At 47.4% G+C, this 19,422-nt stretch carries 23 protein-coding genes, 1 tRNA gene and 1 pseudogene; 10 read left to right on the top strand and 15 right to left on the bottom strand.

Annotation, left to right across the window (positions count from 1 at the left end):
* The 8 genes and pseudogenes from IPL71_RS06310 to IPL71_RS06280 all read right to left on the bottom strand — a co-directional run.
* Positions 1-1,734, bottom strand: a pseudogene (locus IPL71_RS06310) (hypothetical protein); the annotation flags it as partial.
* A 137-nt stretch (positions 1,735-1,871) separates the two neighbouring features.
* Complete coding sequence (locus IPL71_RS06305; protein ID WP_345319913.1) at positions 1,872-3,491, bottom strand: ATP-binding protein; 1,620 nt, start codon at positions 3,489-3,491, stop codon at positions 1,872-1,874.
* Positions 3,492-3,933: 442 nt separating this feature from the next.
* Entirely contained in the window at positions 3,934-4,548 is a 615-nt protein-coding gene (locus IPL71_RS06300; protein WP_345319912.1) for a hypothetical protein, read from the bottom strand.
* Positions 4,549-4,975: 427 nt separating this feature from the next.
* Complete coding sequence (locus IPL71_RS06295; protein ID WP_345319910.1) at positions 4,976-5,155, bottom strand: hypothetical protein; 180 nt, start codon at positions 5,153-5,155, stop codon at positions 4,976-4,978.
* A 57-nt stretch (positions 5,156-5,212) separates the two neighbouring features.
* A tRNA-Asp gene (locus IPL71_RS06290) sits at positions 5,213-5,285 on the bottom strand.
* A gap of 43 nt (positions 5,286-5,328) precedes the next feature.
* A complete protein-coding gene (locus IPL71_RS25790; RefSeq protein ID WP_514130740.1) occupies positions 5,329-5,589 on the bottom strand; it encodes a L,D-transpeptidase in 261 nt (86 codons plus the stop codon).
* A gap of 4 nt (positions 5,590-5,593) precedes the next feature.
* The gene (locus tag IPL71_RS06285) at positions 5,594-6,172 is read right to left on the bottom strand and encodes a L,D-transpeptidase family protein (RefSeq protein ID WP_345319908.1); all 579 of its coding nucleotides are present in this window, start codon (positions 6,170-6,172) and stop codon (positions 5,594-5,596) included.
* Positions 6,173-6,219: 47 nt separating this feature from the next.
* The gene (locus IPL71_RS06280) at positions 6,220-6,465 is read right to left on the bottom strand and encodes a hypothetical protein (protein WP_345319906.1); all 246 of its coding nucleotides are present in this window, start codon (positions 6,463-6,465) and stop codon (positions 6,220-6,222) included.
* Between the two features lie 181 nt (positions 6,466-6,646).
* Between IPL71_RS06280 and IPL71_RS06275 the strand changes: the two genes are divergently transcribed.
* The 6 genes from IPL71_RS06275 (at position 6,647) to IPL71_RS06250 (ending at position 10,969) form a co-directional block, all read left to right on the top strand.
* Positions 6,647-6,994, top strand: coding sequence for a roadblock/LC7 domain-containing protein (locus IPL71_RS06275; RefSeq protein ID WP_345319936.1), 348 nt, complete (start codon positions 6,647-6,649; stop codon positions 6,992-6,994).
* Between the two features lie 10 nt (positions 6,995-7,004).
* Positions 7,005-7,640, top strand: a complete 636-nt coding sequence (locus IPL71_RS06270; protein WP_345319904.1) for a V4R domain-containing protein — start codon at positions 7,005-7,007, stop codon at positions 7,638-7,640.
* Positions 7,641-7,658: 18 nt separating this feature from the next.
* On the top strand, positions 7,659-8,555 hold the full coding sequence (locus IPL71_RS06265) for a GGDEF domain-containing response regulator (protein WP_345319902.1): 897 nt from the start codon (positions 7,659-7,661) through the stop codon (positions 8,553-8,555).
* Positions 8,524-9,264, top strand: coding sequence for a polyprenol monophosphomannose synthase (locus IPL71_RS06260; RefSeq protein WP_345319900.1), 741 nt, complete (start codon positions 8,524-8,526; stop codon positions 9,262-9,264). The genes IPL71_RS06265 and IPL71_RS06260 overlap by 32 nt, the downstream gene beginning before the upstream one ends.
* 225 nt (positions 9,265-9,489) lie before the next feature.
* Entirely contained in the window at positions 9,490-10,269 is a 780-nt protein-coding gene (locus IPL71_RS06255) for a polyphosphate kinase 2 family protein (RefSeq protein ID WP_345319898.1), read from the top strand.
* Positions 10,262-10,969 carry a polyphosphate kinase 2 family protein gene (locus IPL71_RS06250; protein ID WP_345319896.1) on the top strand — a complete coding sequence of 236 codons (708 nt, stop codon included), beginning with the start codon at positions 10,262-10,264 and terminating at the stop codon, positions 10,967-10,969. The genes IPL71_RS06255 and IPL71_RS06250 overlap by 8 nt, the downstream gene beginning before the upstream one ends.
* Before the next feature lie 317 nt (positions 10,970-11,286).
* Here the strand turns inward: IPL71_RS06250 and IPL71_RS06245 are convergent, their stop codons facing one another.
* From IPL71_RS06245 to IPL71_RS06215, 7 genes are all read right to left on the bottom strand, one after another.
* Positions 11,287-12,111, bottom strand: coding sequence for an ABC transporter permease (locus tag IPL71_RS06245; protein ID WP_345319894.1), 825 nt, complete (start codon positions 12,109-12,111; stop codon positions 11,287-11,289).
* Positions 12,108-12,743, bottom strand: coding sequence for an ABC transporter ATP-binding protein (locus IPL71_RS06240; RefSeq protein ID WP_345319892.1), 636 nt, complete (start codon positions 12,741-12,743; stop codon positions 12,108-12,110). Before IPL71_RS06240 ends, IPL71_RS06245 begins: the two co-directional genes overlap by 4 nt.
* A gap of 116 nt (positions 12,744-12,859) precedes the next feature.
* Positions 12,860-13,573, bottom strand: a complete 714-nt coding sequence (locus tag IPL71_RS06235) for a hypothetical protein (RefSeq protein ID WP_345319890.1) — start codon at positions 13,571-13,573, stop codon at positions 12,860-12,862.
* Positions 13,557-14,030 carry an anti-sigma factor family protein gene (locus IPL71_RS06230; protein WP_345319888.1) on the bottom strand — a complete coding sequence of 158 codons (474 nt, stop codon included), beginning with the start codon at positions 14,028-14,030 and terminating at the stop codon, positions 13,557-13,559. The genes IPL71_RS06235 and IPL71_RS06230 overlap by 17 nt, the downstream gene beginning before the upstream one ends.
* Complete coding sequence (locus tag IPL71_RS06225) at positions 14,027-14,494, bottom strand: sigma-70 family RNA polymerase sigma factor (protein WP_345319886.1); 468 nt, start codon at positions 14,492-14,494, stop codon at positions 14,027-14,029. The genes IPL71_RS06230 and IPL71_RS06225 overlap by 4 nt, the downstream gene beginning before the upstream one ends.
* Positions 14,495-14,769: 275 nt before the next feature.
* Entirely contained in the window at positions 14,770-15,411 is a 642-nt protein-coding gene (locus IPL71_RS06220; RefSeq protein WP_345319884.1) for a response regulator, read from the bottom strand.
* Positions 15,404-17,110 carry a sensor histidine kinase gene (locus IPL71_RS06215; protein ID WP_345319882.1) on the bottom strand — a complete coding sequence of 569 codons (1,707 nt, stop codon included), beginning with the start codon at positions 17,108-17,110 and terminating at the stop codon, positions 15,404-15,406. The genes IPL71_RS06220 and IPL71_RS06215 overlap by 8 nt, the downstream gene beginning before the upstream one ends.
* 153 nt (positions 17,111-17,263) lie before the next feature.
* Between IPL71_RS06215 and IPL71_RS06210 the strand changes: the two genes are divergently transcribed.
* The 4 genes from IPL71_RS06210 (at position 17,264) to IPL71_RS06195 (ending at position 19,359) form a co-directional block, all read left to right on the top strand.
* A complete protein-coding gene (locus tag IPL71_RS06210) occupies positions 17,264-17,503 on the top strand; it encodes a sulfurtransferase TusA family protein (protein WP_345319880.1) in 240 nt (79 codons plus the stop codon).
* A gap of 38 nt (positions 17,504-17,541) precedes the next feature.
* Complete coding sequence (gene dsrE2 / locus IPL71_RS06205; RefSeq protein ID WP_345319878.1) at positions 17,542-18,066, top strand: sulfur carrier protein DsrE2; 525 nt, start codon at positions 17,542-17,544, stop codon at positions 18,064-18,066.
* A gap of 132 nt (positions 18,067-18,198) precedes the next feature.
* Positions 18,199-18,558: a DsrE family protein gene (locus IPL71_RS06200; RefSeq protein ID WP_345319876.1), complete on the top strand. Its 360-nt coding sequence runs from the start codon at positions 18,199-18,201 to the stop codon at positions 18,556-18,558.
* A 93-nt stretch (positions 18,559-18,651) separates the two neighbouring features.
* Positions 18,652-19,359: a 4Fe-4S dicluster domain-containing protein gene (locus tag IPL71_RS06195; RefSeq protein ID WP_345319874.1), complete on the top strand. Its 708-nt coding sequence runs from the start codon at positions 18,652-18,654 to the stop codon at positions 19,357-19,359.
* Positions 19,360-19,422 lie beyond the last annotated feature (63 nt).

The raw sequence follows: 19,422 nt of genomic DNA, 5'->3' as shown, positions 1-19,422 counted from the left end.
CCCAACATATGAAGCGAGAGTAAACAAGGTATAAGCAAGAGAGACACGTCTCTTTTCAACTTTATGTGCGGTAGATAATGCTTCTTGAAGTACCAGTAGCCGATTTTCCCCACTGAAATGTGGCGCAAGAATGGCAATTGCTCGAGCGCGATCGCCTTCATATTCAAATTCGCTGCTTTGTGCCGCAGAGAGCACTTCTTGCAGAACTTGTGCTTTCACGTCCTCGCCTAGATATGGCGCGATTTCCGAAAGAGCATACGCTTGTGAGACTTCATCGTGAATCTTTCTTACAGCACTCAGTGCTTCTTGAATGACTTGTATTTTTATTTCTTCGCTGAGGTAAGGAACTAGTGCTGTTAAAGCGCTAACGCGAGTAGGTAGTGCCTTGATGCTTTGAGCAGCCATAAGTGCTTCTTGAAGTGCTAATAGTTTTTCCTCCCCATCAAAGTGCAATGCGAGAGCAGACATAGCTCTTGCACGAGCATATTCATCTTTCATTTCTTTCGTAGCAGCAAACGACTCTTTATACACTTGTGGTTTTAATTCATTGGTGATGTATGGAGTAAGAGAAGATAAGGCACTAATTCGTTCATCTTTACTTTTTCGTATTTCAGAAAATAGCTCTTGAAGCACTTTTGTCTTAAGTTCTTCTGCAAGGTGAGGAGCAAGAGCAAGCAAGACAGGCGCGCGATTAGAAACAGATATCATTTCCTGTGCGACAGAAAGAACTTGTGTTCTTAGTTTGTCGGTAAGATATGGCGCGAAATCAGCTAGGACGCTGGCACGGGCATATTCATGATTGATTTCCAGGATAATGGAAAGTGCATGTTCTTTTATTTTGTTGTTAAAGTGTGGGGGAAGACGCTTCAGTATGTTGGCGCGGTTTGTTTCAGATTCGATTTCATGCGCAGTAGAGAGTATTTCCTGGAGAATTTCTGCTTTTAATTCCTCATTCAGATGTGGCACTATGCCTGATAAGGCGCTAGTCCGCATATATTTATCTTGAATTTTACGCGCAACAACTATCGCTTGTGTTTTGAGCTCTTCATTAAGATGTCGTGCGATATCTGACAAGGCGTTAGCACGTTCATATTCACTTTCGATCTCGCACACAGAAAAAAATATATCCTGAATTGCTACCGCTTTGAACTCACTGCTTAGGCAAGGCAGAAGAGCAACTATTGAGGTTGCACGTCCTGATACATCCTTGATTTTTTGTGCAATAGTAAATGCCTCCTGTGACAATGAAGGTGGTAAATCAGGTATGATCAACATTAGAGATTCTACCTGATCGATAGTATCTGATTTCTGCCGGATTATAGATAGGCATCGAGCGTAACTCCATAATCCTGTGTTTGCCAGCTCAGCCAATAACTCAGGCGGGATATTAGTCGCTAAAGAGTGAATGCTGTTCTCAATCAACATGCATCGAACAGCCAGCATATAGTCCTGCTTGCACTCGGCATACTCCCAAACATGAGTCAAATCATTTATATACCCTGCATATGTTTCTTCTTTTTTGTATCTTCTCTCTGCCCACTTGATGTGTTCGTCCCCTTCCGTAAGCATATTGAGTAGTTTTTTATATTCCCCTGCACCTGCAAGGTGTGCACTAAGGTACAAACGGGGATAATCCTGCTCGACCAGTTTTTCCCATTCGCCCATACATTCTTCTTCAAAGGCAGTCACTATGTGCCTGTGTGCTTCTGTCGTTTGCTCGGCAAGATCCCGCACCAAGTTTTCCCGTCTGGGATCCAGTTTGTCGAAATTTACTTTGCCAGTGATGAAGTCACGAAAACTTAGATGGTATGGTGAGTAGACCTTACTCTTTCCAACTGGCTTTTCGGTAATGAATGAACGCCATGATTGATTTAATAAGGAGTTACTTCACGCGGTGTAGCACTTACGTTTGTCCATTCAATCAATTGCTCAACTGTAATTGATTCCTGCGATGCGGCGAGTGTAGTTAATAGGGGTACATATAAGTTGTTCCAAGTTTCTTCCCCTTTTCCCCTTCCCCTGCGTCCATAGCGCCAATCATCCCAATAATCAGCGTAATATCCAATCAACCCCGTAGGTAAGTTTTCAAGGTCAAGTGGTGCGCGCGATCCATTCTCAATCTCCTTAATGATGTAGTGTAAATACATCCATACACCGAGGCTTTTTTCTTTCAAAGTCTGGATGAAGAATGCTTCGGAATATTCCTTTGAGCGGATCTGCATCGCAACTTCGGAGCGCTGCGCAACCGCACTCAAATAGGTTTGCATATCTAGAAGATTATCCGCACCCTGAGCTTCGAGTTTCACATTCAGTGCTTCAAAGTTTGGCAGTTTGGTATTGACTGGTCTTTGTGAGAGGATGAAGTACACGCCATCAGGCAGTACATTTGGCAAGCCGAAAACATTGCCTTCGGGGAAAGTCCCTGCTTCGTCAAGCGCGTCGCATACGATGACGATCTTCTCGCCGTTGGTCAACGTGCTTGCGGCAAGTCGCAACAGCCGTTCAAGGAAATCGGGAAAGACAGCGAGCTGGGTCAACGTATCGCGGTCTTTGTATGGATCGATCTGATAATGCGTCACAAGCTGCGAACCTAATGACTGTAAAGCGCGCTGCAAGTTTGCGTCCCCAGCAACCTGCTCAGCAAAGAGATGAAGATATCTTCTTTCCTTTACCAGATCTGCCATGAAGGAAGTCTTGCCCACGCCGGCATCTCCGATCAATAGGAATGCGCCTGATTTGCGGCTTGGGTCATTGAGGAAGGCATCCACTTTCGCAGTCAGCCAGTCACGACCGACGAATTCGTCCACCCGCACACGCTGAAACACCCCATCAGGCGGGACATAAAAATCGTTCAGCTTGTCAAAAGAGCCTGTGTAATAAGTGTTGTAGATATTTGAGACGCTGATTTGATTGCCATCGCCAAGGATGACATTCGAGTCTTTGATATCCCCTTCAATTTTGAACATGATTTTTTCGTATTCGCTTGCGATCTTCAACGCGGTTTCAAGTCCGCGAGTGAGCTCTTTTGTCAGCTTTTCGATCTCAGCTTCGAGTCTTGGCAGGCTGTCCAATGCGCGCGAGTCGAATAAGGCTTGAAAGGCTTGCTCGGTTTTGAGTTCGGCTTCAAGCCAGAGTAAGAAGTCTGATGCAGGTTTGGTGGCTCGTTTGCAAAAATCGGAGTGGGTGTCAAAGCCAATCGACTCGCCCCATGCTTGCGCCAGCAATGCCGGATCTGGGTGCTGGGTACGAATCAATAACTTTGAAATTTCGGGAACGGCTGCTTTACTTAGGAAAGATTGATCAAATAGAGACGCAGCATATTCAGGATGTTGACGTGCAAATGCGGCATACGCACGTGCCAATGCTTTTTGGAATGCCATTGTAGCAAGATCGCGCTTCAGCCAAGTCTTGAGACTCTTGACTGGGTCGAGTTGCTCAATAGTGTATGAGATGACAGCGTCTGCAACGCTTAGGAATAAGGTCGACAGCATTGATGTGATTTTTCCTGATAACAAAAACCGTCCACGCGATTTGCGTAGACGGTAGGATGTGTGTTAATATCTCCCTATCGACACGCGCTTCGATCGCGTTGTCTATTTGAAAGCCTCGTGGTTGCTGCCGCGGGGCTGATTTATTTAGTATAAGGCAAGTAAAGGAATTTTGGGGAAAATTAACGTCACAAATACCGGGAAAAAAACAGTCAGATTTTCAATTAAAACGGTGCTTCAATCACACTGAAGCACCATCAAAGTAAATCTTTAATGCACACGAATTAATCCTGTTCACTCGTGCACGTGTCGTTACATCCGCCTGAATTTTGCTACTCGATGCGCACCGTTTACATGCATCTTGGTTGGGTGGGTGGTCGTGAAATATCTTCCGCATCCACACGCACATAGCCGCCGGATTTTAGGTCGGCGAATCCCCGTGAAATTATTGAAATGTCTCACCGTTTTTACGGTCTACCTCCGTGAGCTTTGGCATCTGCGTATCTTGGTTGTAAACCAACCTGGGCGCGGTCGGCACGCGCTGTCCTTTGCGCTCCGCCTTGCGTTGCTCCGCCTTCTCGCGCTTGTCCTCCAGCATTTCCCCAAACTGTGCGCGGATTGAGATCAATACACCTGATGGGAAAGATAACAAACTAAATAAACCTATGGCCCAAATCACTGCCGGGGCACGCGTTTTCGTATACACTTCCAAAATCACATTTACAGACAAAGTGATCACAATGTAGAAAGTATATGTCCCAACTGCCAGCACAAAAGGTGCCTTCTCGTTTTCGTTCTTGTGGTTCTTATTCCATTGCCAAAAACGAATCGCCGTAGATACTGCTGTCACTCCAAGCACCTCAACAGTGAAAGCCGCCAACATCGCGATCCCGTCTGGGAAATTCATATTGTCGCGCGTATGTGTAAACGTCAGATAGGCGGGGATACTTGCCGTTGTATATGGTACAACGGCTGATAAAGCATCCAGCATCGCACGTTCTCCGCCGTTGATCGTATCGGATAACCAGCCAAATGCTCTTTCAAGTATGTTTGATTTCATCACGACCTCTCGTGTAGTAGAATCAAAAAAGGCATAAACGATATCCTTCGCTCGTGCCTCTCTTGTAGTAAGCCGTCATCCCATGCCCGGGATGACGGCTCTTTTATTTAAAAAAAACATCTTCTTGTTGTCTTTGCGCGTTTGTCCCTGCGCACCCTCACCGCATCATCACTCCTGCGCTTTAATTCACGCAGTATACGATCAACGGTTATTCTGTTTTTAAAGTTCTGATATTTTGAGAGTATCAGTAAGGTCTAAAAAATAAGCCCTCTGTAAGGGCTTGTTACTGAAACTCTGACAGTATCAGTATAAAACTAATAAAAGCATTGGTCAAGTGGCCAATGCTTTTATTTCAGGCTTCGTCTAGGATCGTTTTTGCTCATGCCTTTTGTCTTTTCGATATATTCTTCCACTGCCTTTTTCGGTATTAGCAAAGCACGCCCAAATCGGATGCCTTCAATTTTTTCTTGTAAACCAAATGACGAACAGACATAGCAGTAAAGCCCATTTTTCTGGCGGCTTCCTGGGTAGTCATAAACTCTGCAAGATCTGGCATTATATTTTGTATTATGGGGGAGAGGAAACGGCTTTTACGAAGGTTGATCATTCTTATTTGCTCCATGAAATAATCAGAGCCTTCGCAAAAAACACGTTATCAGAGAGGCGGTCCCGACGGGTCTCGAACCCGCGATCTCGGCCTTGACAGGGCCGCATGTTAGCCACTACACCACGGGACCAATTGCTGAGCGGTCGATAGTTTATCATGGTGATACAGTAATGTCAATACGCACCACCAGTGTAAAGTGCTGGATCTGTTGGCGTCTTTCCAGTACGGTCATGTATATATACCCAATCCCCTTCTACTGCCCAATTAAAAATCCAATGTGAATCGCCTACAGATAAATTTATACATCCGTGTGATTGTGGGTAACCAAAACGTGTGCGCCAGTAGGCGCCATGTAAAGCGCGCGCGCCATCGAAGTACATTGTCCACGGCACGTTATCTAAATAATAGAAATCAGCGGGATCATTATTACGCATCGTCTCAGTTTCTTTTTTCTGATAGATCTGAAACGTCCCCGGGGCGCGTCCAGAAAGGTTCGAGTCCACTGGCGATGACAGTTGCAAAAACAAGCTGATTGTTTTCATACACTGCCAGGGTTTGTTCGGCAAGGTCTACATCAATCCAGCGATTAGTAGTGACACCCGCTGGTATTGCTGTATTTATGATGATACGTGCCACTTTGCGGCCTTCCAGCCATTGGTTGGGACCAATCAGATACCATTCTTCATTGTCAACAATTTGCGTATCATAAATACTGACGGTTTCAAATGGATATATTTGCTGTCCGGTTTCGCTTGCGCCATAGCCGGGAGCTTGTAATACTGGAATCTGCTCAAAAGTCCAACCGAAAGATGTACGCGGTGTTGCAGAAAATTCAAGTCCTTGAAAATTTGATATTTCACCAACACGCGCCCCTTTGCCGGGTACCCATCCGCCATTTTGCATGAGATAGTAGATGCCGTTTAGGTCTACGCGATCAATATATGAAATATAAACAAAGCCAGGCGGAAACTGTTGTCCACCGGCCCCCTTTTCACCTGCGCTGCTATAAATTGGCACATAATCATCGTCAAGGTGGAAGTAACTATATGGAAGCTGAGTCAGACTTAGGTCGGGTTTTGAAGCGGGCAGGGGGCGTGGGGAACTGTAATGCCAAGGCGTGCGAGGTCGGTCAAATAGGAAGAAGGCCCCCAGGGCAGGCAATCATCCGGGGCCGACAAATAAATACCCGGCTCGCATATCACACCGCCGCTATCGGGCTCTGCAAACGGAGTCGGCTCCTGTGCATATGCAGCTTGTGGTGTGGATGATAGGATATAGAAAATAAAAAATAGCGTTGTGATTCTTTTCATGCCAAGAATTATAGCACGCGGGCGGCTTACTATTTTGCAAACTATAAGATGCCGAACTTGACACATTGAAAGCCATAATCTAAAATAGTACACGAAATGAAATAAGCGCCTATGTAAGATATTGATCAGGCGTTCAACATCCCTCAGGAGGGCTGGTTTGTCAAAAAATCGTACTCAACAAATGGTGGATCGCTTGCGTGAATTACAGGCATCATCGCCTGACATTGAAGCATCAGCAGTTGTCAGCGTGGATGGCCTTAGTATCGCGTCTGCTCTTCCTCAGGGTGTGGAAGAAGATCGTGTTTCTGCCATGTCTGCCGCCATGCTTTCATTAGGCGAGCGCATTGCAGGTGAATTAGGACGCGGTTCCCTTGAGCAGGTTTACATCAAGGGTTTAAAAGGATATGTTTTGTTAATGTCGGTCGGTGATGAAGCTGTTCTTACCGCACTGGCACGCGAGCAGGCCAAACTTGGTCTTATCTTCCTTGATATGCGTCGCGCCGCCGAAGATTTGGCGAAGTTGATTTAGTGGAGTTGTTATGAGCCCCCTTCAAAAAGCTGGTTTGTATTACCCGAATAAATTTGGCATGATTACCATCAAGTCGTTGGAAGAAGTGATGGGTAAGAATGGTTTGAACGCCATTTTGAATTTAGCAGGTTTGAATCATTACATCGAAAATTATCCTCCCGACAATCTCGACAAGGGTTTTGATTTTGCAGAACTTTCTGCGATCGGTTCTGCGTTGGAAGAAATGTATGGTCCGCGCGGCGGGCGTGGTTTGGCTCTTCGTGCCGGACGCGCCACTTTTTCTGATGCACTGCGGAATTTTGGAGCGTTGGCTGGTGCGGCGGATTTGGCCTTTGTGGTGCTCCCGCTTCAATCCAAACTGAGAATTGGTCTGCCGTCCTTTGCCAAGATCTTCTCCCAGTTGAGTGATCAGCAAACCACTGTGGAAGAAAAAGATACAGAATGGGTATGGACCATCCACAAGTGCCCATGCTGCTGGGGACGCACAGGCGCAGACAAACCCGTTTGTTTCGTCGCCACCGGTTTATTGCAGGAAAGCTTGAAATGGGTTTCCGGCGGTAATGAATTCCGTGTAAACGAATCCAAATGTATCGCACTTGGTGATACCGTTTGTGAATTCATCGTTCAAAAAGAACCAATTTCATAAACATAGCGAAGGTCTGGCGTGACAGACATCAAGTCAAAAATACTCATCATTGAAGACGACCTTGACGTGGCTGAAATGCTGAACGCCTATTTTCGCGTTCAAGGCTATGAAGTTTTCACCGTAAACTGGGGAGAGGACGGTGTGCGTTCCTGTCAAACCGTTCACCCTGATCTTGTTATTCTCGATATTCGTTTGCCCGATATTGATGGCTACGAAGTCGCCCGTCGCTTACGCAGTGACCGCCGCACATCTGAAATCCCAATCATCTTTTTAACTGAGAAACGTGATCGTTCAGACCGCCTGCAAGGCCTGGAAATTGGCGCAGATGATTACATCACCAAGCCTTTTGATGTGCAGGAGTTACGTCTGCGGGTTCGCAATGCGCTAAAACGTTTAAGTCAGGGTTCGTTGACCAATCCGGTCACTGGTTTGCCTGAAGGCGCGCTGGTGGACGAAAGACTTTCTGAAATACTGAACAAAGAGAGTAATTCGGCTGTCTTATTTGTTTCCATCGAAAATATGGATTCTTTCCGTGAAGCATATGGTTTTGTTGCGTCTGACGATGTCTTGCGTGCAATCAGTTTGATGATCGTAAATACAATGCGTGAAGTCAGCCGCCCCGAGGATTTTCTCGGCCATCTTACTGGAACAGATTTTATTATTGTTCTTCCCCCTTCCAATCTTGCAGCACTTGGTGAAAAACTTCGCTCCCGGCTTGCCCAATCCATGGAATATTTCTATCCGATCAAAGATCGGGAACAAATGGCAAAGCGCGTGGACCGTCTAAATACAAAGTTGGCAGAAATTTCCACATTCAAAGGTCAATTTTCAACAGTAGATCAGGCCAAAGCGGAGTTGGTGCGTCTTAAAAATAGGAGTTTGTTTGCGTATTACAGTCGTTACACCAACTTATAACGAAGCGGAGAACCTGCCAAAGCTGGTCTCCGCTTTATTTTCGCTTCCCCTTGATCTGCGCCTGCTGGTTGTTGATGACAATAGCCCCGATGGTACCGGACGTATTGCAGACGACTTTGCAGCCAAGTATCCGGAGCGTGTAAGCGTTTTACATCGTCCAGGGAAAATGGGCTTGCGTTCAGCGTATTTGAACGGCTTTCAACGGGTCATGGAGAGTAATGCACAAGCCATCGTCCAAATGGATGCAGATTTTTCCCACGACCCTTCAGTACTTGTAACCATGGCTGCGTTGATTGAATCCAACGATCTCGTGCTTGGCTCACGCTATATACCGGGCGGCTCAGTCGACGAACGCTGGCCGATGTGGCGCAAGAGTCTTTCAGCTTTTGGGAATTTTTATTCTCGTGCCATATTAAAGCTGCCTCTACATGATGTGACCACCGGATATCGCATGTGGCGGCGCGAAACCTTACTTCAGATGCCTTTGGAGCGTATTCAATCCAGTGGATATGTTTTTCAAGTTGAAATGGCATACCTTGCCTATTGCCTTGATTTTAAGATTGAAGAGACCCCCATTTATTTTCCAGACCGAAAATTTGGGAAATCAAAGATTTCATTCCGAATTCAATCAGAAGCCGCGCTTCGTGTCTGGCAGGTTTGGTGGGGATATCGTGACTTAAGACGTGTGGGACGAGCGGCTAGAGTCTAAATGATGGCTTCCTTCACAAGATCGAGATCCGTCTGCAATGGTTGTTAGTCCAAAGTAGAAATGTTGCCTTAATTTTCAAAAGTAAAAGTATCCACTTTGCACGCGGTGGAGATACTTATATATATTTCTGCTCTTCCAAATTGCCGATTACCGATTGTGACTATACCAATAGACTCATTGATGCAGTCATAATCAAATTATCAAACCAACAAAATGGAGTTCGCCATGCTTGAATATGTCAATCTTGATTTGGCTATGCAGCAAGAAGAGTATAAAAAACGATTAAGGCCGCTGCAACAACGTCTCTATGAACTGGAACATGCAGTCTTCGATGCACAGATTCCGGTCATGATTCTTTTCGAGGGGTGGGCAGCTACTGGCAAGGGACGTTTGATCAGTTTACTTGCGGAGCGATTGGATCCGCGCGGCTTTCGTGTTGTTCCGATCACACCGCCACGCACCGCCGAACTGCGCTATCCATGGATGTGGCGCTTTTGGCTCAAGATTCCTGCACGCGGACAAGTGGTTGCGTTTGATACATCGTGGTATCGCAGGGTGTTGATCGATCGCTTAAATAAAACAATCAAGAAGGAAGAGTTACGCGCCGCGTACCATGACATCGCCGAGTTTGAAGAGATGTTGTCAGCAGATGGGACGGTAATATTAAAATTCTGGCTGCACATCGGCGAAGCAGATCAGCATAAGCGCATCAAGAAATTGCGTAAAGACAAATTGACAGCCTGGCAGGTGGGAGAAGAAGATGTACTGCAAAACAAGCGCTACGAAAAATATGCGGGCTTTGTTGAAGATATGATCGCGCGTACCGATTCGCCTCACGCGCCCTGGACTATCGTCGAAGCAACCGATCGTTATTACATGCGCATCAAGGTGTTTGAAACAATCATCGCTTCGCTTGAAGCGCGCCTTGGGTTGCCCTCATCTTCGAAGGCCAAAGCCAAACACCGCCGTGCAACAAAAGAAATGAAAGGAGCCGTCAATGCTTGAGCGTCTTGATCTTACACAGGCAACTGAACGTGATGAATACGATAATCAGCTCAAGGTTTTACAGGCTGAGTTGCATGAGCTGGCCTTTCAAATCTACGCACAGAAACGCCCTGTGGTGATCGTCTTTGAGGGTATGGATGCGTCAGGCAAGGGTGGCACGATCAAGCGTCTGACCGAACGCATCGATCCGCGCGGCTATGTTGTCTGGCCGATCTCCGCACCGTCGGGTGAGGATAAAGAGCGTCACTACCTTTATCGTTTTTGGCGGCGATTGCCCGAGCAGGGACAGATTGCCATCTTTGATCGTTCCTGGTATGGACGGGTATTGGTTGAGCGCCTTGAAGGATATTGTACCGAGGAAGATTGGCGGCGCGCCTATAGCGAGATCAATCAGTTCGAGCGCCAACTCACAGATTTTGGCACAATCATTTTTAAATTCTGGATGCATATCAGCAAGCAGGAGCAGCTACGTCGCTTTCGCGAACGCGTACGGACAAACTACAAGACCTGGAAGATCACCGATGAAGATTGGCGCAACCGCGGCAAATGGGAGGATTACATCGCTGTTGCAGAGGAGATGCTGCTGAAGACAAGCACGCCCGATTCTCCCTGGACATTGGTGGAAGCCAACGATAAATATTTTGCACGCATCAAGTCCCTGCGTACAGTTGCTGAGAAATTACGGCAAGAGTTGAAGTAAAAAATAACTGAGCATACAGAAGCGCCGATTGCCAATATTTGGCAAAAGTTTTGACACCTTCAGGTCCCACAACTACGATTTCAACATCATAGGCAGTAAATTTTGAATAGTCCTGACGCAACTGCGCCATATGTTTTTGGCAGAACGGTCAAACAAATGTCCGATTAAAAATAAGCAGTATATTTTTACCGCCAATAAAATTTCTGAGATGAAAAGTTTTGCCAGAAAAATCAGATAAACTGAAATCAGGGGCTGGTTGATTAATCGATACGCGAGACATTAGATTTCCTATGAAGAGATGTTTTGAAATAAATATTTTATAGATCGCGATGCTTGAATGTACTGACAGCAGCCATCAATATAATTATCAAATAGATCACCGCATATCCCAACATCAATGGACTGGGCACAGAGGTCGAACTAAAGGGCGAGAATCCCAGCGCCGCAGAGACGGGAGACTGCATTTCAAAAGAAGCGCGCCGCCAGAGTGATTCGCTGGGAATGATCAAACTGGTGATGATCCCCACCTGCACTACAGTTTGATTTTGAATTGCCACACCGATCTGCTCGACCCAGCCGCCGATGAATGCCAACCCATATAAGCCAAACACCACCCCACCAGTTGCAAGTCCGGACATAAAACTGGAGCAAAAAAGTGAGAGGGTCATAATGAGTACAGATTCAAGATAGATCAGCGATAACCCTTTCAAGACATTGGGCGGCACGTACCCTGATTGAGTCCAAATGCTGAGTACAGTCCCGCCCGACATGAGCAGGGAATATAGCCCCAGCAAGATCGCAAAGCCGAGCCACTTGCCGAGCACAACATCAGAACGGCGTACAGGTTTTGTGACAATGGTTTGAATCGTACCGGAGTTGATCTCGCCAGATAATGTATCTGCGCCGAGCAACGCACCCATCGCAGCGGAAAGAAATGTGACTGCATACAAGCCTGCCAATAGCAGCATATTTGTCGCTTCGGTCACGATCATACGGGAGAGCATTTCGTTCGGTCTATCCACTCCATTAAGCCCGTTGATATACACCATGCGGAATCCGATAGTGAAGACTGCTAGAAATATCAAGCCAAGCGCCAGACCGGTCAATACGATTCTTTTCCGAACATTTTCACGGAAGGTCATGCGGGCGATGATCCAGATCTTTTTACGCGGTTGCAGGTCACTTCGATCTCGCTGAGTAAATGTGAGTTGAGAAAGACACTCGTGCCTTGCGCGCGCAGTTCGTGGATGATGTCGCGCACGAGTCTGCGCCCGACGGGATCGAGTCCCGATGTTGGTTCATCGAGGAATACCAGAGCAGGACGGTTTAGCAAGGCTTGCGCAAGTCCGACACGCTGCAACATGCCTTTGGAAAATGTACGCAGTTGTTTATAACGAAAATCTGAAAGCCCCACTTGTTCGAGCAATTCATCACGGCGGAGATTTAAGTTGCGCGAGTCCATGCCTAATAATTCGCCATGCAATTGAAGAAACTCGTGGGCGGTCAACCATTCTTGAAAGCGGAAATGTTCGGGAAGAAATCCGATCCGCGCGAGCGCAGTACGATCTCCAAGCGGTGCGCCGAGCAGCGATCCAGTTCCAGAGGTCGGAGTCACCAGCCCAAGCAGCATCTTAATGGAAGTGGTTTTTCCTGCGCCGTTTGGTCCGAGAAATCCGAATACCTCACCCTGCTCCACTTGCAGGGTGAGGCCTTTTACGGCGGCATATTTGCCAAATTCTTTTCTGAGGTTTTCTGTTTTGATAACGGTTGTCATATTTTGTTTCAGACCTGACAGGTTTCAATTTGTAACGAGTCCATTCGGATTCTGTGAATCAAATTCGCATTGGTCGATTAAGGTTCTGGAGAGACCTGTCAGGTCTTTATAAATTTTTACGGCAATGCGTTGACGAGGTCAAATGCGCGCGAGGCATCTGCGCCTGATCCACTGATGAAGTACACAACACCATCCTTGACCCATAACAATGCAAACTGCGGAGCGTATTCCGAATCGCTTTGAATAAGGGAACCGGTCACACCATCCACGCTGACATCGGAATAAGTGGCGGCATCACGCGGGAGCGGTACCACGAGGGTGGAAGTCCAGTCCACAGTATCTGCGAGCGCGGCAGCTTCTTCGCGGCTCATGCCTGAAAATTCGAGAGCGAGCTGGGCAAGTTCCGCCATATTCACATCGGCAGGGGCTTGAACGACGGGACTAGGGATTTGTCCGAAGACGAGACAATCTGTGTAGCGGGCATTCATCCCGCTTGAATATTCTCCGTTAAATTCATTGCTGTCAGCATTGAATTCCGGGCAGGTTCCAAATGTGGCGCTGACTGAGGCAGGGATGTTCATTGAGATTTCCGCGCCATCCATCGTTTCAGGAAGAACAAGATCGCTGCGTCCGGCTTCATCGAGTAAAGCCTGTATTTTTGCGCGGTCAATATTAATGGTGAAGGCAGACGAGTCGGAAACCATGATGGTAGAAGTGGTCATATCTTTTGGTAGACGCACATCAAACCCGGCGGCTTCGCTGGCTTCGGAAGCATTTGCAACGGTCACGGGTTCAGCCGCTTCTTTTATGATCTTAGTTGAGTCGGACATGAGTTCGCTCATTTTGTTGCCGAGCTTCGTTGCCGGTCAATGATTCCATACCGGACATATCAATCGGCAGGACGGCAACCTGTTGAACACGGAACAGGTTCAACAACTCACTCGCAAGGGCGCGGGTGGTCGGGAATGCCATCAACATGGCGAGCGCGAGAATGGCAACTGCGCCAACGCGCACGACGGGAAATGCGAAAAACTTTTTGAACATGGAAGTCTCCTTTTGTTTTAATAAATGATGAGGGGATTTGCCCCAGGCGGTTTTGACGGATGGAACAGGTTCATTATCTGGAGCGAGAAACGCCAACCGCTTTGCAGCGCGAAGATATTCCGCCTGTATTTGAATCTGGCGCGTTAGACATTCGGCGCATGATTCAAGATGCTGAAGTTGGTCGCGATCCAACTCGCCATCGAGAGCAGCGCGCAGTTCTCCTTCGGTCAAATGTTGTTTCATTCTTCCTCCTGGGCAAGCGCCCGATAACAGGCTTCAAATTCGCGTTCGGCTCTCAGCAGCAACGGTCCGATGGAGGTTGGCGAGAGATGAAGAGCGCTGGCAATTTCTTTGTAAGGCAGACCTGAATAACGCAAGACCAAAAGCTGGGATTGACGTTCGTTCATCTGCGCGAGCGCCTGACGGGCAAGCGCGGATTCCTCTTTTTGCGCAAACATTTCTGTCGGACGGGTTTCGGGCGCATCATCGAGAGCATATTTTCCTGCGGTTATTTCGTAATGCTCGCGGCGTTTGAAACTGCGAATCGAACGCAGCCCGAGATTGGTCGCAACCCGATACAACCAGCCGCCCAGTTGAAAATCTTTCTCTTCAATCGGAAGGCGCTGATACAGCCGCAGAAAAGTTTCCAGCGCAAGATCTTCTGCTTCCGCAGGATCAGCTACCAGTCGCTGCAAGATGCGGTACACATGCACATGTCTGTCTCACTCATATAACCCCACTCAAGTTATAAATGAGACAGACGCGAATCGTATCTATCTTAAAAAAATTACTTGCTTTCACACTTACTCAATTGGAATTTTCACAATCATCTGTTCCAATGGGGAATCGTATCGCTGGATTTGGCGGGGATCGGGTCGCGGGTGTAAGTGTATGCTTCGGTGTTGGCGTCAGTTATAATTTTCAGGTACATGGCGGCGTTATGAGTAGATGGAAAAATATTTACACACCGTACAAATCCCTGCTACTTAACTTCGATCACCCCCAACCTCATTGCCGCGAGCACGGCTTGTGCGCGGTTGGGTTGTTTCATTTTTTCAAGAATGTTTTTTGCATGACTTCGAATCGTTTCTTCGCTTACGCTTAATTGCAGAGCGATCTGGCGATAGGTATTTGGCGTTGCCATCCATTCGAGCACTTCATGTTCGCGCGGCGTCAACGAGATTGACGGTGTATGCTGCGGCTGCATTTTGCCGACAATTTTTTTCATCACATCAGGATGAAGATATGCTTCACCATGCACCACCGCATGAATGGCACGCACCAATTCAGCAGGTTCGATATGCTTAAGCACGTAGCCTTCAATGCCCGCAGCAACCAAATCGAAAACGCGATCATCTACTGCGGTTCCAGTTAACATCATTATTTTTATTCTGGGATTTGATTTTCGTAGCGCGAGCGCCATCTCCTGCCCATCCATTTCAGGCATGATGAGGTCAACGAGCACAATTTCTGGGATCAGGGATTTTGCCGCTTTCAAACCAACTCGTCCATTTTCCGCTTCACCAACCACCTCGATATCTGGTTCCAGACGAAGGACCATTGCCAACCCTTTGCGGACTACAGCATGGTCGTCAACGATGAGGATTCGAATCGGTTCAGGCATGGTGATGTCCAATAATTGGCAGGTGGATGATAATACGCGCGCCAGATCCAGGCTGACTGAGTATCTCGCAATCGCCGCCCAACGAACGCGCGCGTTCCTGCATACCGTGCCGTCCAAAATGCTCGCGGTTGACGCTGCGCGACAATGCGATGAAAGGATCGAAGCCTCTGCCTTCGTCCGAAATATTTAATAGCACCTGATCTTCAGTAACATTTAATGAGAGTCGTGCCAGATTTTCGCCTGAATGACGGGCAGAATTTGCCAATGCTTCCTGCGCCATGCGATAGATCGTCCTTCGTAATCCAGAGGACAGCGAATTGAAGTCGCCACTATTGTTGAAGATAATATTAAACGTCCGTGGGCGGCAGCAGCTATTGATGTAGTTCGTCAGATCTGCCATGAATAGTTCTATGGTCAATGCGGACGGCCACAGGTCAAAGATGGAGCGGCGCACTTCTTCATGAGCGCTGTTGGCGAGGGAGCGTAATTCCATGAGCTCAGTTTTCACATCCGCGGCTTGATGGGGGAGCATGGTGATGCAGGCGTCCAACGAGTAGACAATGCCGAAGAGCGATTGCGCGACGGTATCGTGGATGTCACGCGCAATGCGGTTGCGCTCGGTTTCGACGGCAAGGCTTCGGGCGCGGTCAATGCACAGGATGGTGGTACCAAGCGCCAGCGCGGCTTGATTCGCAACCGTCATCAGGGTACTCTCACGCTCGTTGGTGAGTCCAGATTCTTCGACGAGTAAAATGCCGACGGGGTGTTCCCTCAAATAAAGCGGAAGTACGAACCACTTATTTTGATTGAGCCAGTTATTGAGATCGGTATTTTTTACAAGGGTCTCCCCATTTGTTTTGAAAACAGTACGGTTGAGCAGCGCTTTGAATATTTGTCCGTTCTCGGATTTCAACGGGAGCGCCTGCGTTTTTGGAAATGATTCTTCGGCAGGGTACACCAGCCAGCCGCCGAGTTCCTCGCGTGAAGGATCAACCAATGCGACCACTGCTTTTGAAAACCCGAGATCGGTTGTGACTGCGCCAAGCACACGTTCCTGCACAGAGATGAGATCTGGCGCGGCTTGCAGCAATACGGTGAGGTCGTGGATGATCTCCAGTTGACGGTGCGCGGTTGAGAGATGTTCATGCTTTTGAGAAAGTTCATCCCGCGCGTTGGATAGATCTTCGCGCGCCCGATTAATATCTTTGAGCAATGTAGATGGATAGGCAAAGAGGATCGGGAACAACCAAATCCCCGCGAGCTGTGTCATTAATGCAATATTATCTGAGACTTGTATGGGGTGGAAATAATTACTAAACAAATATAACGGCGTAAATATCAGGGAGGTCAACAATGCTCCGCGCGCTTGAAAGAAAAATGCCCCCGCCAATAATGGGCTGAGGGCATAAAGGTAATATGGGCTGTGTGTGCCGCCGCTAACGGTAAGAATGAACGCGGAGAAGAGCAGGTCAATGCTCATTGTTTGGGAATAATCCAAAACAAGTTGATTCAGGCGGCGGTTGAAAATGGAAATAATTATATTAACAAAAATTGCAATGAGTAGAACGATCCAGGGAGATAAAACGCCCTTATTTTGATTCAATGTTAAAAGAGCGGGGAACAGTGAAGCCCAGCGAAAAACGACAAGAAATAAAAAAATGCGGTTTGTATGAAAAATGGATTTAATACTTTTGATCATGTCGGCTGAGACCTGGGGTTTGAAATTTTCAAGAATGTGATTATATCTGAATAATCGAACATCTCCCCGCGCGGGGGAGATGAAATCCCCTGTGTGCGGGATGGTCAAGTACGCGTCAGATCGGTATCATATTACAGTTCAAAGGAGGCAGTGATGACAGACGTTATTAAAGAAGATCAAGTGTTGGATTGCTCTGGAATGCTTTGTCCTGTGCCTGTGGTGAAAACATCCAAGGCGATGAAAGAACTTCAATCGGGACAGGTTTTGAAAATGGTTGCTACCGACCCTGGCGCCCCCCCAGACATGGAAGCATGGAGCCGTCAGACTGGCAATGAACTACTGCTCTCCACAACAGAAGGCGGAAAGTTCGTCTTCTTCCTCAAAAAGAAATAAAGCAATCTTTCCTTCTACTTTTAATAAAAGAGGTACATATGTCAAAATCTGATCCGAACGCTCCAAAAAGACTGGCGCTGATCGCCAGCAAAGGGACTCTCGACTGGGCTTACCCTCCATTTATTCTTGCCAGTGCGGCTGGCGCCATGGGCTGGGAAGTTGGCATTTTCTTTACTTTCTACGGGCTGACCCTGCTCAAGCCGAAACTGGATATTCATGTCTCTGCATTGGGCAACCCTGCCATGCCGATGAAAATGCCATTTGGCCCTGAAAGTTTTCAGAACATCAACTGGCCCATGCCAAATATTTTGATGGCAAATATGCCCGGCTTTGAAAATGTTGCCACTGGTTTGATGAAGCAGACCTTTGAAAATAAAGGCGTTGCTTCTGTTGAAGAACTGCGTCAAGCTTGTGTGGATATGGATGTGCGCATGATCGGCTGCCAGATGACAATGGATGTCTTTGGTTTCAAGCGCGAGGAATTCATCAAGGAATGCGAGATCGGCGGTGCCGCAACTTTCCTTGAGTTTGCTTCTGAGGCGGATGTTTCGCTGTTTGTGTAATTTTGTAAAACTGTAAAACAAGTAGATAGGTAAACACGAAAGCCTATCTGCTTGTTTTTCTTGTATCTCTGCTAAATTTCAATTCGGAGGGCAGTTATGTGGAAAACGAACAATCCTGATACCAGGAAAATTTTGTACGTTCAAACTCATGGGGAGAAAGACCCCGAACGTACTGCAACACCCTTTTTCCTCGCCACTGCAGGTGCAGCCATGGATAATGAAGTCCTCATTTATTTCACGATGAATGGCCCGCAATGCGTTGCAAAAGATAATGGCACCAAGATCATTATTCCGCGCAAGGGCGGGGATGGAAAAGAGTTGAAGTATTTCATCGATCAGGCTCTGGACATGGGCGTGCGTCTGCTCGTCTGCCAGCCTTCCCTTGACCTGCATGGCTACACCATGGACGATATGATCGAAGGTGTGGAGATGATCGGCGGCGCAGCGTTCAACGATCTGGCTTGCACGGCTGACGCGGTAATTGCTTTTTAAAGCACAAAGGACACTAAGTACACAAAGGTTTAAAAGATCTTCCTTAGTGCTCCTTTGTGACCTTCGTGTTTAATTGTTTTTCAGGAGTTTCCAATGCCTACGACAATCGAAAACTGGAATCCAGGCAAAGCGGAAAACCGTCACCCTGAAGTGACTTATGAAGAAAAGGAACGCCTTTTCCTTGAAGTCAAAAATGATATCCGCTTTAGTGACTTCCTTTATGGATGTTACGAATGCGGCATTTGTGTCGCTACTTGCCCCTCTGCGCGTTTTTATGATTACAGCCCGCGTGTGATCGCACAGGCCATGGCGCGTGAAGATGTTGAGCGCGTGTACGACATCCTCGCCGAGGATATTTGGAACTGCGCGCAATGCTTCTCGTGTGTGCGCTGTCCACGGCAAAATAACCCCGGCGGATTGGTCACCATCCTGCGCGAAGTCTCACTCAAGAATGGTTTGCAGGAAACAAAAGACGCTCTGCAAGGCTACAGCCGCGTGATCTACAAAGTCATGCTCAAAGGCAATCAAGTTTCGCCGGATATGCTCCAGCCTGATTTCTTCCCAGACTGGGGCCCGTGGGTTGGAGAATTCAGCGCGAACATGCAGATCTGGCGCAAAGCCATTCCCATGGACTCGATCCGCGGAGTCACCGACGCGGCCTGGCGTGTGGACCGCAAGACCCTGCTCGAACTTTATACCATCTGGTTTGAATCGGGCAACATGGACATCATCAAGGAACTCGACGAAGCCTTGTACGATCTGTTGACCGAAGTTATGCAGGAAGAGTTAGAGGAGGGGTAGCAAAGGAAATAGTAATTGGTGATTGAGAAAGCAAGTAATTACCTTTGACTTCTGCATTCGCCA

This window comes from Candidatus Villigracilis proximus (assembly GCF_016717045.1).
In the GTDB taxonomy this organism is placed as follows: domain Bacteria; phylum Chloroflexota; class Anaerolineae; order Anaerolineales; family Villigracilaceae; genus Villigracilis; species Villigracilis proximus.
The sequence above is the reverse complement of the archived record's forward strand: the minus strand, read 5'-3'. Positions and strand labels throughout refer to the sequence as shown.